This is a genomic window from Actinomadura rubteroloni (assembly GCF_002911665.1).
GTDB classification, from domain to species: domain Bacteria; phylum Actinomycetota; class Actinomycetes; order Streptosporangiales; family Streptosporangiaceae; genus Spirillospora; species Spirillospora rubteroloni.
Genome location: NZ_MTBP01000002.1, coordinates 1473744 through 1489308 on the forward strand (window position 1 = coordinate 1473744; position 15565 = coordinate 1489308).

A 15565-nucleotide genomic window follows, 5' to 3' on the forward strand; every position below is an offset into this window, starting at 1 on the left:
CTCGCCCGTCATGCGGAGCGCGAGCGGCAGGTTGTAGACGGCGTCCACGTCGTCCTGCGTCTGCTCCAGCCGGTTGAGGAACCACATGCGGCGCTGCGCGAACGACGGCGGCAGGATCTCCGGCCGCTCCCGCCGCGTCACCGCCGCGCGCGTCCCGCCGGTCGCGCGGCCCGCCAGCTCGGCGACCTCCGCGACGGTCGGCGCCGTGAACAGCTCGCCGATGCCGATCTCCAGTCCGAGCGCGGCGCGGATCCGGGCGGTGAGCCGCATCGCCGACAGCGAGTCGCCGCCGAGGTCGAAGAACGAGTCGTCCGCGCCGACGCCGTCCAGGCCGAGGATCTCGGCGAACAGCCCGCACAGGACGGCCTCGACGGGCGTCGCGGGGCCGCGTCCGCCCCGGCCGGGGCGTTCGCCGGGGACGGGCAGCGCCGCGCGGTCCACCTTGCCGTTCGCCGTGACGGGCAGCGCGTCCAGCACCGTCACCGCCGCCGGGACCATGTACTCGGGCAGCCGCTCGGCCGCGAAGTCCCGCAGCGCCGCGCCCGGCGCGTCCGCGACGACGTAGCCGTACAGCTTGGCGTCCCGGACGACCACGACCGCGCGCCGCACCGCCGGATGCCCGGCGAGGACGGCCTCGACCTCGCCCGGCTCCACGCGGTACCCGCGGATCTTGACCTGCGCGTCGGCGCGTCCGCCGAAGACCAGCACGCCGTCGCGGGTCCAGCGGGCGCGGTCGCCCGTCCGGTACATCCGGCCGCCGCCGAACGGGTCGGCGACGAAGCGCTCGGCGGTGAGCGCCGGACGGTCCAGGTACCCGCGCGCCACGCCGAGCCCCGCGATGTACAGCTCACCGGTCACCCCGGCCGGGACGGGACGCAGGAACGGGTCGAGGACGTACACCCGGGTGTTGTCGCGCGGCCGTCCGATCGGCAGCACCGCCGGAACGACGCCGCCCGGCTCAAGCCCGTGGGTCGTAGCGCACAGCGTCGTCTCCGTCGGCCCGTACAGATGCCGGACGGTCACGTCCGGGCACGCCTCCAGCACCCGCGCGACGGCCCCGGACGCGACGACGTCGCCGCCCGTCAGCACCTCCGCGACCCCGGAAAGGCACCCCGGTGTCTCATCGGCGAGCACACCGAACAGCCCGGCAGTGACATGGACGGCCGTCAGCGCGTGCGCACCGATCAGGCGTTCCAGCGCGGCGGCGTCCACCCGTCCCGGCGGGCCGACCGCGACCGTCCCGCCGTGGACGAGCGGAACCCACAGTTCGTACGTCGAGGCGTCGAACGCGTGCGGCGCGTGCAGCAGCACCCGCCCGCGCGCCGCCGCGCTCCAGCACGAGTCCGCCGCGAGCGCCGCGACCGCGCCGTGCGCGGCGACGACGCCCTTCGGCGTCCCGGTGGAGCCCGAGGTGAACATGACGTAGGCGGCGTCGTCCGGCCCGACCGGCACCGGCGGGACCGCGTCCCCGGACGGCCGTTCGGTCAGCACCAGCTTCGTCCCGCCGAGCACCGCGTCCACGCGCGCCGACGGCCAGCCCGTGTCGGCCGGGACGTACGCCGCGCCCGCCTTGACGATCCCGAGCAGCACCGCGACCAGGTCCGGCGAGCGCTCCATCAGCACGCCGACCAGGTCGCCGCGCCGCACGCCGCGCGCCGCGAGCGCGCCCGCCACGCGGTCGCTCACCGCGTCCAGTTCGGCGTAGGTCCAGGCGCCGGCGACGGCAGGGGCGTCCGGCGTCCGCGCGGCCTGCGCGCGGAACAGGTCCGGCAGCGTGCGGGCGGGCAGCGCGCGGTCGGTGGCGTTCCACTCGGCGAGCAGGCGCCGGCGCTCGCCGCCGTCCACGATCTCGATCCGTCCGGCGGGGACGTCCGGGTCCGCCGCGACCTGCTCCAGCACGCGCAGCACGCGCCCGGCGAGGGCCAGCGCGAAGTCGTGGTCGAACGCGTCCGGCCGGTAGCTGATCCGCAGCCCGCCGCCGGGCGGCATCGACAGGCCGAGCGGGTAGTGGGTGTCCTCGCGGACGCGCGTGCCCGTCACCTCCGGCGGCCCGGACTCGGCCCGGACGCCGGCGTAGTTCTCCAGCGTCAGCAGCGTGTCGAACACCGCGCCGGACCCGGCCGCGCGCTGGATCTCGGTGAGCCCGAGGTGCTGGTGGTCGGCGAGCGCGGCCTGCCGGTCCTGGAGGTCGGCGAGCAGGTCGGCGAACGGGCGCGCCGGGTCGAGCCGGACGACCGCCGGGACGGTGTTGATGAACAGGCCGAGCATGTCCGCCATGCCGGGCAGCTCGGCGGGACGGCCCGCGACCGTCAGCCCGAACACCGCGTCGCCCCGCCCGGTGAGCTTCCCGACCAGCAGGCCCCAGACGCCCTGGAGAATCGTGCCGCGCGTCAGCCCGCGCGTGCGGGCCAGCGCGTCCAGCGCGGCGGTGAGCCGGTCGTCCGGCCGGAAGTGCACCTTCCCCGACAAGCCGGGCGTGTCCTGGCGGCCGGGCGCGACGAGCGTCGGTTCGTCGATGCCCGCGAGCGCGTCCCGCCACGCCTCCCGCGCCGCCACGGCGTCCTGGCGGGCCAGCCACTCCAGATAGTCGCGGTAGGGAGTGACGGGACCGAGCGGTTCGCCCCGGTACGCCGTCCACAGCTCGCGGAGCAGGACGGGCAGCGACCACCCGTCCATCACGATGTGGTGCATCGTGACCGTCATCCGCCACGCGTCGCCGATCCGCACCAGCAGGACGCGCAGCAGCGGCGGGCGCGTCACGTCGAACCGCCGCGCCCGCTCCTCGTCGGCGAGCCGGTCGGCCCCGGCGGCGTCCGCGACGGCCTCCCGCCACGGCACCGCGACGCGCCCCGCCACCACCTGGACGGGCCGGTCGGCGGTCTCGCGGAACCCGGCGCGCAGGCTCGCGTGCCGGTCCAGGACGGTCTGCCACGCCGCCCGCAGCGCGCCGGAGTCCAGCGGCCCGGCGAGGTCCACCGCGAGCTGTTCGACGTAGACGTCGGTCGCGTCGTCGTCGTAGATCGCGTGGAACAGCAGCCCCTCCTGGAGCGGCGACAGCGGCAGCACGTCGGCGAGGCCCGGCACCGCGGCCTCCAGCTCCTCGATCCGCCGCTGGTCCAGCGCGACGAGCGGGAAGTCCGCCGGGGTGTGCCCGCCGCCGCGCCGCGCGGTGTGCGCGACGAGCCCGTCCAGCGCGGCCGTCCAGCCGGACGCGATCTGTTCGGCGGCCTCGTCGGTCACCAGGCGCCGCACGTAGGACAGCGTCAGCGTGAGCGCGTCGTCCTGGACGAGCGCCTCGGCCTCCAGCGCGTGCATGACCGGGACGCGCCCGTCGATGCCCTCGGCGAACCAGTGCGTCCCGGCGGGCCGCCACGCGCCCGTGCCGCCGAACCGGCCGAGGTAGTTGAACCCGATCCGGGGCCGGGGCAGCGCCGCCAGCTCGGCGGCGGCTTCCAGATGGCGCAGCAGCCCGAAGCCGAGCCCGTCGCCGGGCACCGCGCGGACCTGCTCCTTGACGCGCTTCAGCGCGCGTCCGGCCGCCGCGTGCCCGGCGCGGACGTCGGCCGGGTCGAGCCCGCCGAGGTCGAGCCGGACGGGGTGGATCTCGGTGAACCAGCCGACCGTCCGCGACACCGCGTCGGCGCGGCCGTGGCCCTCGACGTCCACCAGCAGCGGCCCGCCCGGCGCCAGCGCCGCCGCGAGCGCGGTGAGCAGCACCTCGTCCACGCCCGCGTGGAACGCGGCGGGCACGTCGGCGAGCAGCGCGGCGGCGGTCCGCGCCGGGACGGTCACGGTGATCTTCCCCGTGCCCGCGTACCGGTCGATCGCGGGGTCGGGGGCGGCGACGGGCGCGTGGTCGGGGCCGGCGAGGATCCGCTTCCACTCGGGCAGTTCGGGCCGCCGCCGCGCCGCCTCGGCGGCCAGCGACCGCGCCCAGGTCGGGAACGCGGTCGGCACCGGTTCGAGCGCCGGCGCGCGGCCCGCCGCCAGCGCTTCGTAGGCCTCGGCGAGGTCGGGCAGCAGGACGCGCCAGGACACGCCGTCCACCGCGACGTGCGCGATCGTCAGCAGCAGCCGGCCGGGATCGCCCTCGAACCAGACCGCGTCGATCATCGCGCCCGCGCGCGGGTCGACGCACGCGGCGACGTCGGCGGCCGGGTCGGCGCGGCGGACGCTGATCTCGGCGTCCGGCCCGTCCGGGACGAGCAGCCCGCCGGACGGGGCCGTCCGCGCCCGCAGCACGCCGTGGTGCGCCGCGAGCGCGTGCAGCGCGCCGCGCAGGACGTCCAGGTCGAGCCCGGACGGGACGGTGACCAGCGCGGACTGGTAGAAGCCGGGCGCGTGCGCGAGGTCCCCTGCGCGTTCCATCAGCTCCAGCAGCACCGGCGTCGGCGGCGCCTCGCCGGTCGCCGTGTCGTGCTCGGCCGCTCCGTCCAGGACGGTCGCGCCGGCGGCCAGCGCGGCGGGCGTCCGCAGCCGGAACACCTGCCGCGTCGTGACCGCGTAGCCCGCGCGGCGCGCCCGCGCGACCAGCGACATCGACAGGATCGAGTCGCCGCCGAGCGCGAAGAACGAGGTGTCCGCGCCGACCTCGGCGGCGCCGAGCAGCGCGGCGAACAGGCCGCAGAACGTCTCCTCGGCGGGCGTGGCGGGCGCGCGTCCGGCGGCCGGGCCGGACGGTTCGGGCAGCGCGGCCCGGTCGAGCTTGCCGTTGCGGGTGAGCGGCAGCGCGTCCAGCGGGACGACCGCCGCCGGGACCATGTACTCCGGCAGCCGCTCCCGCGCGTAGGCGGTCAGCGCGGCGGCGTCCACCGACGCCGGGACAGGGTAGGCGACGAGCCGCGCCCGCTCCCCCCGCGCGACGACCGCGACCCGCTCGACGTCCGGATGCGCCGCCAGCACCGCTTCGATCTCGCCCGGTTCGACCCGGAAGCCACGGATCTTGACCTGCTCGTCGGCGCGGCCGGCGAAGTACAGCAGGCCGTCGGACCGGCGTGCGAGGTCGCCGGTCCGATATAAGCGGCCGGTACCGAACGGGTTCGCCACGAACCGCTCGGCGGTGAGCGCGGGGCGCCCGTCGTAGCCGCGTGCGAGGCAGGGACCCGCGATGTACAGCTCGCCGACCGTCCCGTCGGGCACCGGGCGCAGCCGGTCGTCCAGCAGATGGACCCCGGCGCCGTCGCGGGGCGCGCCGATCGGCAGGGCGTCCGGGGCCGCGTCGCCGGGGCCGATCCGATGGGTCGTCGCGCACAGCGTCGCCTCGGTCGGGCCGTACAGGTGCCGGACGGTCAGTTCGGGGAACGCCCGCCGCACCGCCGCGACGGCGCCGGGCGCGACCACGTCGCCGCCGGTCAGGACGTCGGCCAGGCCCGCCAGCACGCCGGTGTCCTCGGCCGCGAGCGCGCCGAACAGCCCGGCCGTCAGGTGGACGGCCGTCACATCGTGCGCGCGGATCACCCGCCGCAGCCGTTCCGCGTCGATCGGCCCGTCCGGGGCCACCACGACCGTGCCGCCGTTGGCGAGCGGCACCCACAACTCCAGCACGGACGCGTCGAACGCGTGCGGCGCGTGGAACAGCACGCGCCCGCGTCCGATGTCGCCCCAGCACGCGGCCGTCGCCAGCTCCGCCAGCGCGCCCTGCGTCACCGCGACGCCCTTCGGCTCGCCCGTCGAACCGGACGTGTACATGACATAAGCGACGTCGTCCGGCCCCAGGTCCGGGTCGTCGCCCGCGCCGGACAGGTCCGCGCTCGTGATCGTGCAGGCGACGTCCGCCAGCACCCGTTCGCGCCGCGCCGCCGGCCACGCCGGGTCCACCGGGACGTACGCCGCGCCCGCCCGCATCACGCCGAGCAGCACCGCGACGAGGTCGGCCGACCGGTCCAGGACGACCCCGACCCGGTCCCCGCGCCGGACGCCGCGCGCGGCCAGGCCCCCCGAGAGCCGACCGGACGCGGCGTCCAGCGCGGCGTAGGTGAGGGTCCGGTCGTCGTCCACGACCGCGGGCGCGTCGGGCGCGCACCGCGCCCGGTCCGCGACGAGCGCGACGAGCGTGGCCGCCGGCGGGGCACCTTCGAGCATCTCGGACGTCCTCCCTCGCTACCGAACCCCGGGCTCCGCCGCCTACTTGGTCGGCGGCGGGCTCGACTTGATCTGCACGGGGCCGCTCGGCGCGCCGGGCCCGCCCGGACCGCCGGGACCGCCGGGCGGCGCGCCGCCGGGGCCGCCCTGCTGCGGGTTCGCCGAGGCCGGGGCGCCCTTGGGGGCGAGCGGCTGGCACGCCTTGGACGCCTCGGTGAACGTCTTGGAGTTGGGGTCGATGCCCGAGTCCTTCGACAACTGGAGCTGGCCGCCGGGGCCGGGCGCCGGGAAGTTCTTCAGGCCGTGCGAGCGCATGCAGTCCACGAACGCCTGGGCGCTGCTCTTCGGCGACGGCGACGGGTCGGCCTTCTTCTTGCCGTCCGAGCCGCCGCACGCGCCCGCTAAGAGCGCCACGGCGGCGAGCCCCGCCGCGAAGTACCGGCGGCGCGCCGTCCGGGGAGCCGGGGGAAACTGCGCAGAATTCATGTCAGTCCGATTTCTCGAAAGCGGAATCGTCGCCATGCCGGGGAGTCGGTCGCATTCGGCACATCGGCGCTCAGGCAAGGCCGACCGTAACCCCGCCGTGTCGCGCCGGGCAAGAACGGGACTGCGCAGATGGACACCCGGCGCCCAGGCCGCCACTAGCTGCGGGTATATCACCGGACGCGGGTTCTTCCGAGGGCCGTCCAACCGCGTGACCGGACCGGTTGGACGCTTTCTCCGCCGGAATATCATTCCTCCGGCGGCGTACTCAAGCGTCCAATCCCTTTTCGCTCAGGCGAGCGCCCGGACCGCGAGCCCGAACACCGCGGGCAGCGCGTGCGCGGCGGGCACGATGAGCCGTCCGGGCACCGGGCGGCGCCGCGCCCGCAGCAGCGCGCCGGTCAGCAGCCGGTGCCGCCGCGACAGCGCCCGCCACTCCCCCTCGTAGGCTTCCGGACGTCCCGCCGCCAGGCACGCGGCGAGCGCGGCGGCCGACCGCAGCGCCAGCGACACGCCCTCGCCGGTGAGGGCGTCGGTGTACCCGGCCGCGTCGCCGACGAGCAGGACCCGTCCGGCGACCCGGCGCCGCGCCCGCCGCCGCAGCGGCCCCGCGCCCCGCACGTCCGTCGCGGGCGGGCCGGTGAGCCGTGCGCGCAGCGCCGGGAAGTCCGCGAGCCGGTCGTCGTAGGGCCGTCCGGACGGGCCGAGCACCGCCACGCCGACCAGGTCGTCGGCGACGGGCGTCACGTACGCCTCGCCGTCCCCGGCCCAGTGGACCTCGACGACGTCCGCCCACGGCGCGACGCGGAAGTGGCGGCGCAGGCCGTAGCGGCGCGGGGCGCGGACGGGCGCGTCCAGCCCGAGCGCGGCGCGCAGCGGGGAGTGCAGGCCGTCGGCGGCGACGAGCCAGCGGGCGCGGCGGCCGTCGGCGGTGACCGAGGCGCCGTCCTGCCGGACGTCCCGGACGCGTCCCGGCTCGACCACGACGCCCGCCTCCCGCGCGCACCGCAGCAGCGCCGCGTGCAGTTCGGTCCGCCGGACGCCGCGCCCGGCGCCGTCGTGGAAGCGGGCCTCGGCGGTGCGGCGCCCGTCCAGGTACCGGATGCCGTGCAGCGGACGGCCGGCGGGCGCGACGCCGAGGTCGCACAGCGCGGCGACGCCGCCGGGCATCAGCCCCTCGCCGCACGCCTTGTCCACCGGCCCCGGCCTCGGCTCGACCACGACGGCCTCCAGGCCCGCCCGCGCCGCGCAGATCGCGGTGGCGAGCCCGGCCGGCCCGCCGCCCGCCACCAGGACGTCGATCACGGGCCGAGTGCCGTCAGCGCGGCGTCCTCGCAGCGGATCCGCACGGCCAGCACGACCGCGTTCGCCGCCGTGAACGCCAGCGCGGTGATCCACGCGCTGTGGACGAGCGGCAACGCCACCCCTTCCACTACGACCGCGACGTAGTTGGGATGGCTGAACAACCGGTAGGGGCCGCGCGTCACGCGTCCGAGGCCCGGCACGACGACGACGCGGGTGTTCCACTGCCGTCCGAGCGCCGCGATGCACCACCACCGCAGCGCCTGCGCCGCGACGACCAGCGCGACCATCGTCCAGCCGAGCGCGGGGACGAACGGCCGCGCCGCGAGATCGGTCTCCAGCAGGCACCCGGCCAGCAGCCCGGTGTGCAGGACGACCATCGCCGGGAGCTGCCCCGAGTCGCGGACGGACCCGCCGCGCGCGAGGCTCCACCGCAGGTTGGCGCGGGCGACGGCCGTCTCGGCGAGCCGTTCGGCGGCGACGGCGAGGACGAGCGCGACGTACCAGGGCGACATCTCCGGCCTACCAGCGCACCAGGACGAGTTCGGAGCAGAACCCCGGGCCGAGCGCCATCACCACGCCGGGCGTCCCGGGTTCGGGCCGCCGCTCGACGGTGTCGCGCAGCACGTGCAGCACCGACGACGACGACAGGTTGCCCTGCGCGGCCAGCGAGTCCCAGGTGACGTCCAGCGCCCCGTCCGGCAGGTCGAGCGCCTCGGCGACGGCCTCCAGCACCTTCGGCCCGCCCGGATGGCACACCCAGGCGGCGACGTCCTCGCGGGCCAGGCCGTGGTCGGCGAGGAATCCGTCCACGTCGGCGGCGAGGTAGCTGCGGACGACGTCGGGGACGCTCGCGTCGAGCACGATCCGGAACCCGTCGCCGGACACCCGCCAGCCCATGACGTCCTGCGAGTCGGGATACAGGTGGCTGCGGCTCGCGACGACCGTCGGGCCGTCGTGCTCGCGCCCGCGCCGGGCGCCGCACGCGACGACGGCTGCGGCGCCGTCCCCGAACAGCGCGGCGGCGACGAGGTTGGCGATCGAGTCGTCGTCGCGCTGGACGGTGAGCGAGCACAACTCGACCGACAGCAGCAGCCCGACCGCGTCCGGCCAGCCGCGCAGGTGGTCGTGCAGCCGCGCGAGGCCCGCCGCGCCGCCGACGCAGCCGAGCCCGAAGATCGGGACGCGCTTGACGTCGGGCCGCAGCCCGAGCCGCCCCGCCAGCCGCGCGTCCAGCGACGGCGCGGCGATCCCGGTGATGGACACGAGCATGATCACGTCCACGTCGGCCGGGGTGAGGCCCGCCGCGTCGAGCGCCCTGCCGGCCGCCTCGGCGCCGAGGTCGGCGGCGTGCTCGATGTAGAGGTCGTTGGCCGCGCCGAAGCCGTCGATGCGCGCGTACTCGTCCAGCGGGACGGCCAGATGGCGGTACTGGACGCCCGCCGACGCCCGCACCCGCTCCAGCAGGCCGCGCCGGGTGCCGCCGAGCGCGCAGACGTCGGCGAACGTGTCGGTGATCTTCGTCTGCGGGTAGCGGTGGACGGGCAGCGCGCCGCGGACGGCCGCAATCGTGGTCATGGGCACCTCGGATGGCCGGGTGGACGGGCGGAGCCGCCCGCACACCGGGGTCCATCCCCGGACGTTTCACCGCACCCGCCTATGCCACGGACAAAATCCATGAAAGAAAAGCCTGCCGGACGAATCGGACGCCTAGGGTCGCGAACATGGCCCCGCCGCTCCGCTTCGCCCTCGCCCTGGCCCGCTCCTGCCACCCGGTGCCGTCCCTGGCGGTCACCGCGCTGACCACGGCGTACGCCGCCGCGTCCGGCCGCTCACGCCGGGAGCGCTGCCTGGTCGCGGGCGCGGTCCTCGCGGGCCAGGCATCGGTCGGCTGGTGCAACGACGCCCTGGACGCGGCCCGCGACCGGGCGTCCGGCCGTGGCGGCAAGCCGGTCGCGGACGGCGCGGTCCCGCCCGGAGCCGTCTGGACCGCCGCCGGTGCCGCCCTCGCGGCGTGCGTGCCGCTGTCGCTGGCGTCCGGACGGCGGGCCGGGGCCGTCCACCTGACAGGCGTCGCCGCCGCGTGGGCCTACGACCTGGGCCTCAAGGGCACAGCGCTCTCCTGGCTCCCCTACGCGACCGGCTTCGCCGCCCTCCCCACGTTCGTGGCCCTGGCCGGGCCGTCGACACGCCCCGACTGGACCGTGATCACCGCGTCGGCCGTCCTCGGCTGCGGAGCGCACCTGGCGGACGCGCTGCCCGACCTCGACATGGACCGCTCCAACGGCGTCCATGGCTGGCCGCACCGCCTGGGCACGTCCCGCGCCCGCGCCCTGACCCCCGTCCCCCCGATCGCCGCGACCGCCCTGCTAGCCGCGACGCGCCCGACCCGAGCGACCTTCGCCGCCCTGGCAACGGCCGTCGCCCTGACGCTCACCGCCCGCGCCCTGTCCGCCCGCTCCCCGCACGCCCCCTTCGCCGCCGCCGCAGCCGTCACCGCCCTGGACCTGGCCCTTCTCACCCGTCCGTCACAAGATCAAGCGCACGCCGGACATGCAAGGCCGTGGAATCGAGCAGCGGGAGCGGCGACTCGTCCTCGTGCCCGGCGAACAGCAGGGTGATCTCCGTGCAGCCGAGCACGACGGCTTCGGCCCCCCGCGCGGCCAGGTCGCCGATGACCTCGACGTAGCGACGCCGCGAGCGCTCCTCGACGCGCCCTTGCGTCAGCTCGTCGTAGATAACGTCGTGGACGTCACGCTGCCCAGCGTCGTCCGGAACGACGACCTCAACACCGAAGTCGCGCGCCAGCCGTTCCCGGTAGAACGCGGCGTTCATCGTGTAGCGCGTCCCCAGCAGACCGACACGCCCCACCCCGGCCTCGCGGGCACTCGCACCGATCACATCGACAATGTGCAGGAACGGCACAGATACGGCCGACTGAATCTGATCGGCCACCAGATGCATGGTGTTCGTACACAGCAGGATGACGTCCGCACCACCCGCCTCAAGACGCCGGGCCGCATCCGCGAGCAGCAGCCCGGCCGCATCCCAGTCGTCCGCCCGCTGCATGGCCTCGATCTCGGCGAAATCAACGGTCAGCATCAAACTGCGCGCACAGTGATACCCGCCGAACCGCCGCCGCGTCTCCACATTGAGCAACCGGTAATACTCCGCCGACGACTCCCAGCTCATACCGCCGATGAGCCCGATCGTCCCCACCTGAGAATGCCCCATGATCCGGCAGCCTAGCCGCCCGGATCATGGGTCCTGGAGGGCCTGGTTTTCGGAATGCCGGGGGGAACGGTCAGCCCGGCGGACGGACGGCGATTCCCGCGAGCAGGCTGCGCGCGAGCCGTCCGGCCTGGCGGCGCGCGGCGGCGGGATCGTCGGCGTCGGCGATGCGCAGGGAGATCTCGGTGAGGCTGCCGTAGACGGCCGCCGCCAGGAGTTCCGCCGGATGGTCCTGGAGCAGGCCCGCGTCGATGAGCGACTGGAGCCCGGACGTCAGCGGCTCCCCCAGGTGGCGCTGGTCGATCTCGCGCCACTGCCGCCAGCCGAGCGCGATCGGCCCCTGCAACAGGACGATCTCGCGGTACTCGCGCTCGGCGCAGACGTCCAGGAACGCTTCGACGCCGGCGACGGCCTGCTCCCACGGGTCGTCCATCGCGGCGGCGACGCCCTGTTGTGGCGCCGCGACGAGCTGAGCGGACAGGCCAACGGCGACCGCCGCGCCGTCGGGACCGTCTTCGACAACTCGCTTCCCGGCGGAATGCCCAGTGTTCTCGTGGCCTTCCTGAAAAACGGCACGCCGCCACCGCGTCCCGGCTGCCCCCGGACCGGCGGCGGCTCGTCTTTGCCGACCTGACCGCCTACTTCAACCCCAGGACGGCCGATCCCGTCGCGTTCATCAAGCACGACTGGGCGGACGAGGAGTACTCGCGCGGTTGCTACAGCGCGTTCACTGCCCCGTCCACGCTGACCCGCTTCGCGTCCGGCCCTGCGCGCGCCGATCGGTCCGCTGCACTCGGCGGGCGCCGAGACCGCGACCCGGTCGGTGACCTGCTCACCCAGTCCCACAGCCCGCACTGCTCGGCCACAGCCAAAGTTGCTCGCACTGGCCGGACACGTTCGCGCGTATTGGCGGCATCCGCTACGACCCCGGACTGTTGTACGCCGCGTGCCTGCTCCACGGTATCGCTATCACTCTTGGCAGACCTGTCGTCCCCCAACTCCCTGCGTCGCCGTCCAAGGCGCACGACTCGCATTATTACGCCTCACCGACCGGGGCCTGCCGGACGACTTCGCGTTGTGCGTCGCCGAAGCGATCAACCTGCAGATGAATCTACGAATATCGTGGCGCCAAGGCCCAAAGCGCACCTGCTACAAGCCGCCATTTACATGAACACCGCGGCGCCCCTGCCGCCCAGATCTCACAAGCACCCGCTCGAGGTGATCGCCCGCAACCGGCGGCAGGTTTTCGCAGATGAGCTCCGACGCTGCTTCCACCACGAGGCCACTGTCCGCCCGCATTCCTGCGCGGCAGTGGCATGGGCCCTCGGCACCCATATAACGCTGCGCTTCAACCCCGTGACCCCCAGAAGGATTTAATGAACATCCGGACCAACGTCCCGATCACTGAAAGCGTCCTCGAAGCGCACCGAAAACCCTGGGCCGGATCTCCCACACTGCATTTCACGTCTACCGAAGCAATGTTTTAGCGCGACAGTCAATACTATCACCAATAGACTTTCTAAGTGCGCCATTGCTTTTCAGTAGATGCTCATACCGGGGCCATTCATCCAAAACCCGCCGGACAGTGTCTGCCACCTGCTCCGCAAGATTCGCCCGTTCGGCAGACAACTTACGCTCGAGTCGTTCGAAGGTCCTCACATTGATCCGGTCGAACAGTTTACTACCACCGAATCTCAAACCGAGATTTTCCGGAACGCCGCCCGATCGATAGTGTGCCGTTGACACTAGATCATAAGCAGGTGACAAGGTCGGCATTCTGGGATTGCGATAAATCAATGACCAATTTTTCAAATGCGCATCGCCATTGCCGATCAAAACAATAAAAGTAAGCCGTCTAGCAAATTCCGCCAGTGCGGCGATGTCATGTCGACGGTAAACCAATGCCGCGATCGACTCATAATTCCCAGAATACTTGCGATCAGGGTATAGATTACAGACCTGGGCCAGGTCTTCGATATGAATTCTTGCCCTACTGCCATCTCGGTCGAAACGCCGGACGGCATACGCCCACTCCTCGCCGCGCGGCCATACCCGATCAGGCAAGCCTGCGATCGCATCTCTGTGCACAAGCTTCAAGTCGGGGACATCGATCCCGACAGACCTAGCAAGAGACATCATCGCATATTCGTTGAGTGGTACATCAGAATATTCACGGTCTGGCAACTTGACGATCCAGTCGCCGCCTTCTCCGAACGCAGGCAACGTTAGACGATCCCGGTCGGAGATCATTGAAAACTTCAATTGAACACCCGCGAGAGAAAACCGCCATCCCGGGTGTTCCTCAGTCGCGCCGGGCGGCCACAGGCTCGTTTCAAGCGCATTCGTTTCCCAAAGATCCCTTATCTTATTTGAATCTTCAGTGACCACCCGTACTGCGCCTGGCAAGTCATGACCGACCTGAATAAGAAGTTCCATCTCACGGTCGATCGACACACCCCGGTCGTCGGCAATCCACTCTTTGAGCAGGCCTTCAGGAAGCAAGTTCGAAAACCAAGGTGGTAGCCGAAGCGCTGCGGCGTGAGGTCTCAGAAGGTCCTGCTCAAAGATCAAGCCAAGCACGGGTCGCTCGGGATCCCGTCGATAGTCATCGTCCAAGACAAACCTCGTGTGGTCTCCGCGTTGATGAATGGCACCCACACGCCGGCTCCCGAGCCACACGCCGTGCATACTTTCACGAACCACCGCCAGGCTCCTCTCCGAGATCCTCCAAAAGCAACTCGACGAGACTCGGCGTATTTTCAAATTTCCATTCACACCGTCGCGCCAGGAAATCAGCCAACTGTTTCTGCAAAGCCTCTTGCCGTGCCATAAGGAATGCAACGATCTGGTCACGTGCCAGCAATTGCGACATCTGAGGAGTTATGCAATGGGACGCCAACGCGGCATACCACTTTTTGTCGCTTTCAATCGTGGCCGGCTTTTGAATCACCTTACTTTCAAGTGGCGCGACCTCTGCGTCCACCGGTGGAGCAAGCACGCGATCGGCAGCCCAAAGCCGATAATCAGCAGGCACGCCATGTCGGGGGATAATGTATCGGACCACGTCCAGCGCCGTTTTGCGATCAAAAAGTGTTTCTGATAGATCTTCCCGCTCGAATGGCTCTCCGTCGTCGAGTGAGCGCGGAACTTGACCCCACCAAGAACACAGTACAATTTTGGTAGCCGCCTCGTTACTGCGGAACCGACGGAGATCAGGGAGTGCCGTGTCCGGTCGATCGACCAGACCCAATAGATTTTGCAGTGAGCCAACCAGATCGTCCGGCTGTACAGCAAAGCAGAAGGCACGGGTCGCGCCAGTGGTGCTCCCTTTGAAAATCTCCGGGCCAGTGACCGCAGCGCGCCAGAACCAGCGACGTAGCAACAGTCTGTTGCGGGAATCCGGATTAGGAAAGTGGGCGAAGAATCGGGTCAGTGCGATGAGCAAGTGCCGATACGGCAGCATGCTGAAGTGCGGGACACCGACTTCGTCCTGCAGAAATTCGACGGCACGCTTGATGCCTGCCTCTCCAAGTCTGTACGCCGTGTCACGATCTTCATCAGGAAATTCGATAATAGCTCGACCAGACTGGGTACCGCGAGGCTCACGCTCGTCGGAGAACTCGTTGCGGATCTCCCGTGCAGTATCAGGTCCACGTCGGGCCAAAACCGCCTTGAGTACGGTATCATTATCGATGACACCAAAGCCGAGTTCCTCTTCGACATTCTGCGCGATTACGTCAAATGTAAGAGACTCGCCTTTCTTGCTCTCATGGCCAGCGAACAGCGCCGAAAATACTTCAGCTCGGCTTAGCCTTTTTCCGTAATTGTTCATACGGTCGAAGATGTCCTGCAGGACTTGCGCGTCACCCTGCGCGACCTCGTACGCTGGGATCGAGAACTGCCTAAGTGTCTTGGTGATCTCATTCGCTTTAACCACGTAGTCGGCCGCCTCCGGGTAGGTACCGAACCAACGTAGGATCTTTACCAAATCGAAGATCACCGGCAGCGGAATTACCAGCGCTTCATCGACCTGCGGCCTACTAACAAACTGGTCAATACGCAGGTCGTAGGCAAGAGAAAACCGCGAATCTTTCGCACCACTCTCATGCAGGGCATTTGCTAGACTGATAATTCGCTGCTGCCCATCGACTACCCACAGAGCCTGTTCGGTTGCAGGCGCGTCGATTTCCAAAATTCCCAGCTTCAACCGGGCGGCCTCGGCCGACCGGCGCCACAGCAGCAGAGAGCCGACAGGGTACCCTCGCACGATGCTGTCGAAGAGCCGAATGACATCTATCCGCTGCCAGCGAAAGTCTCGCTGGAAGTGCGGAACACGGATATGACCACTCCAGGCCATATTGACCAGCCGCTCGACGTCGAACATCGTTGCATGCGGTCGTGTGTCCAGATTAGCCGCACTCATCCCGTTCCCCCCTCGCTGCTACCTACCTGCCCACCCACACTGATG

Annotated in this window: 10 protein-coding genes (1 of these 10 running past the window's edge); 1 reads left to right on the forward strand and 9 read right to left on the reverse strand. The window is 71.4% G+C overall.

Going from position 1 to position 15565, the window contains the following annotated elements; all coding sequences use genetic code 11:
• The 5 genes from BTM25_RS30720 to BTM25_RS18245 all read right to left on the reverse strand — a co-directional run.
• A protein-coding gene (locus BTM25_RS30720) for a non-ribosomal peptide synthetase (RefSeq protein ID WP_103564055.1) crosses the window boundary here: on the reverse strand, window positions 1-6081 show its 5' portion. Its footprint begins 4362 nt before the window's first position; the window shows 6081 of its 10443 coding nt (coding positions 1-6081); the start codon lies at window positions 6079-6081; its stop codon lies off the left edge, out of view.
• 42 nt (window positions 6082-6123) lie between these two features.
• Complete coding sequence (locus BTM25_RS18230) at window positions 6124-6567, reverse strand: hypothetical protein (RefSeq protein ID WP_103564056.1); 444 nt, start codon at window positions 6565-6567, stop codon at window positions 6124-6126.
• Between the two features lie 288 nt (window positions 6568-6855).
• Window positions 6856-7869, reverse strand: coding sequence for an NAD(P)/FAD-dependent oxidoreductase (locus BTM25_RS18235; protein ID WP_103564057.1), 1014 nt, complete (start codon window positions 7867-7869; stop codon window positions 6856-6858).
• A complete protein-coding gene (locus BTM25_RS18240) occupies window positions 7866-8381 on the reverse strand; it encodes an isoprenylcysteine carboxyl methyltransferase family protein (RefSeq protein ID WP_103564058.1) in 516 nt (171 codons plus the stop codon). The genes BTM25_RS18235 and BTM25_RS18240 overlap by 4 nt, the downstream gene beginning before the upstream one ends.
• 7 nt (window positions 8382-8388) lie before the next feature.
• The gene (locus BTM25_RS18245) at window positions 8389-9444 is read right to left on the reverse strand and encodes a type III polyketide synthase (RefSeq protein WP_103564059.1); all 1056 of its coding nucleotides are present in this window, start codon (window positions 9442-9444) and stop codon (window positions 8389-8391) included.
• A 146-nt stretch (window positions 9445-9590) separates the two neighbouring features.
• Here BTM25_RS18245 and BTM25_RS18250 point away from each other — a divergent pair, with 146 nt between their 5' ends.
• The gene (locus BTM25_RS18250; protein ID WP_103564060.1) at window positions 9591-10487 is read left to right on the forward strand and encodes a UbiA family prenyltransferase; all 897 of its coding nucleotides are present in this window, start codon (window positions 9591-9593) and stop codon (window positions 10485-10487) included.
• Here BTM25_RS18250 and BTM25_RS18255 read toward each other — a convergent pair.
• The 4 genes from BTM25_RS18255 to BTM25_RS18275 all read right to left on the reverse strand — a co-directional run bounded on the left by BTM25_RS18255 (window position 10384) and on the right by BTM25_RS18275 (window position 15481).
• Window positions 10384-11100 carry an aspartate/glutamate racemase family protein gene (locus BTM25_RS18255; RefSeq protein WP_205648141.1) on the reverse strand — a complete coding sequence of 239 codons (717 nt, stop codon included), beginning with the start codon at window positions 11098-11100 and terminating at the stop codon, window positions 10384-10386. The genes BTM25_RS18250 and BTM25_RS18255 overlap by 104 nt on opposite strands.
• A 70-nt stretch (window positions 11101-11170) precedes the next feature.
• Complete coding sequence (locus BTM25_RS18260) at window positions 11171-11530, reverse strand: hypothetical protein (protein ID WP_103564061.1); 360 nt, start codon at window positions 11528-11530, stop codon at window positions 11171-11173.
• A 1034-nt stretch (window positions 11531-12564) separates the two neighbouring features.
• Complete coding sequence (locus BTM25_RS18270) at window positions 12565-13785, reverse strand: type II toxin-antitoxin system HipA family toxin (protein ID WP_103564062.1); 1221 nt, start codon at window positions 13783-13785, stop codon at window positions 12565-12567.
• 4 nt (window positions 13786-13789) lie between these two features.
• Window positions 13790-15481, reverse strand: coding sequence for a DUF262 domain-containing protein (locus BTM25_RS18275; protein WP_205648143.1), 1692 nt, complete (start codon window positions 15479-15481; stop codon window positions 13790-13792).
• Window positions 15482-15565 lie beyond the last annotated feature (84 nt).

Excerpts from the sequence above, each read along its gene's own strand:
- BTM25_RS18240 (WP_103564058.1), bottom strand. The coding sequence starts at position 8,381 with ATGTCGCCCTGGTACGTCGCGCTCGTCCTCGCCGTCGCCGCCGAACGG.
- BTM25_RS18260 (WP_103564061.1), bottom strand. The coding sequence starts at position 11,530 with ATGGACGACCCGTGGGAGCAGGCCGTCGCCGGCGTCGAAGCGTTCCTG.
- BTM25_RS18275 (WP_205648143.1), bottom strand. The coding sequence starts at position 15,481 with ATGTTCGACGTCGAGCGGCTGGTCAATATGGCCTGGAGTGGTCATATC.
- BTM25_RS18250 (WP_103564060.1), top strand. The coding sequence starts at position 9,591 with ATGGCCCCGCCGCTCCGCTTCGCCCTCGCCCTGGCCCGCTCCTGCCAC.
- BTM25_RS18270 (WP_103564062.1), bottom strand. The coding sequence starts at position 13,785 with ATGCACGGCGTGTGGCTCGGGAGCCGGCGTGTGGGTGCCATTCATCAA.
- BTM25_RS18230 (WP_103564056.1), bottom strand. The coding sequence starts at position 6,567 with ATGAATTCTGCGCAGTTTCCCCCGGCTCCCCGGACGGCGCGCCGCCGG.
- BTM25_RS18255 (WP_205648141.1), bottom strand. The coding sequence starts at position 11,100 with ATGGGGCATTCTCAGGTGGGGACGATCGGGCTCATCGGCGGTATGAGC.
- BTM25_RS18245 (WP_103564059.1), bottom strand. The coding sequence starts at position 9,444 with ATGACCACGATTGCGGCCGTCCGCGGCGCGCTGCCCGTCCACCGCTAC.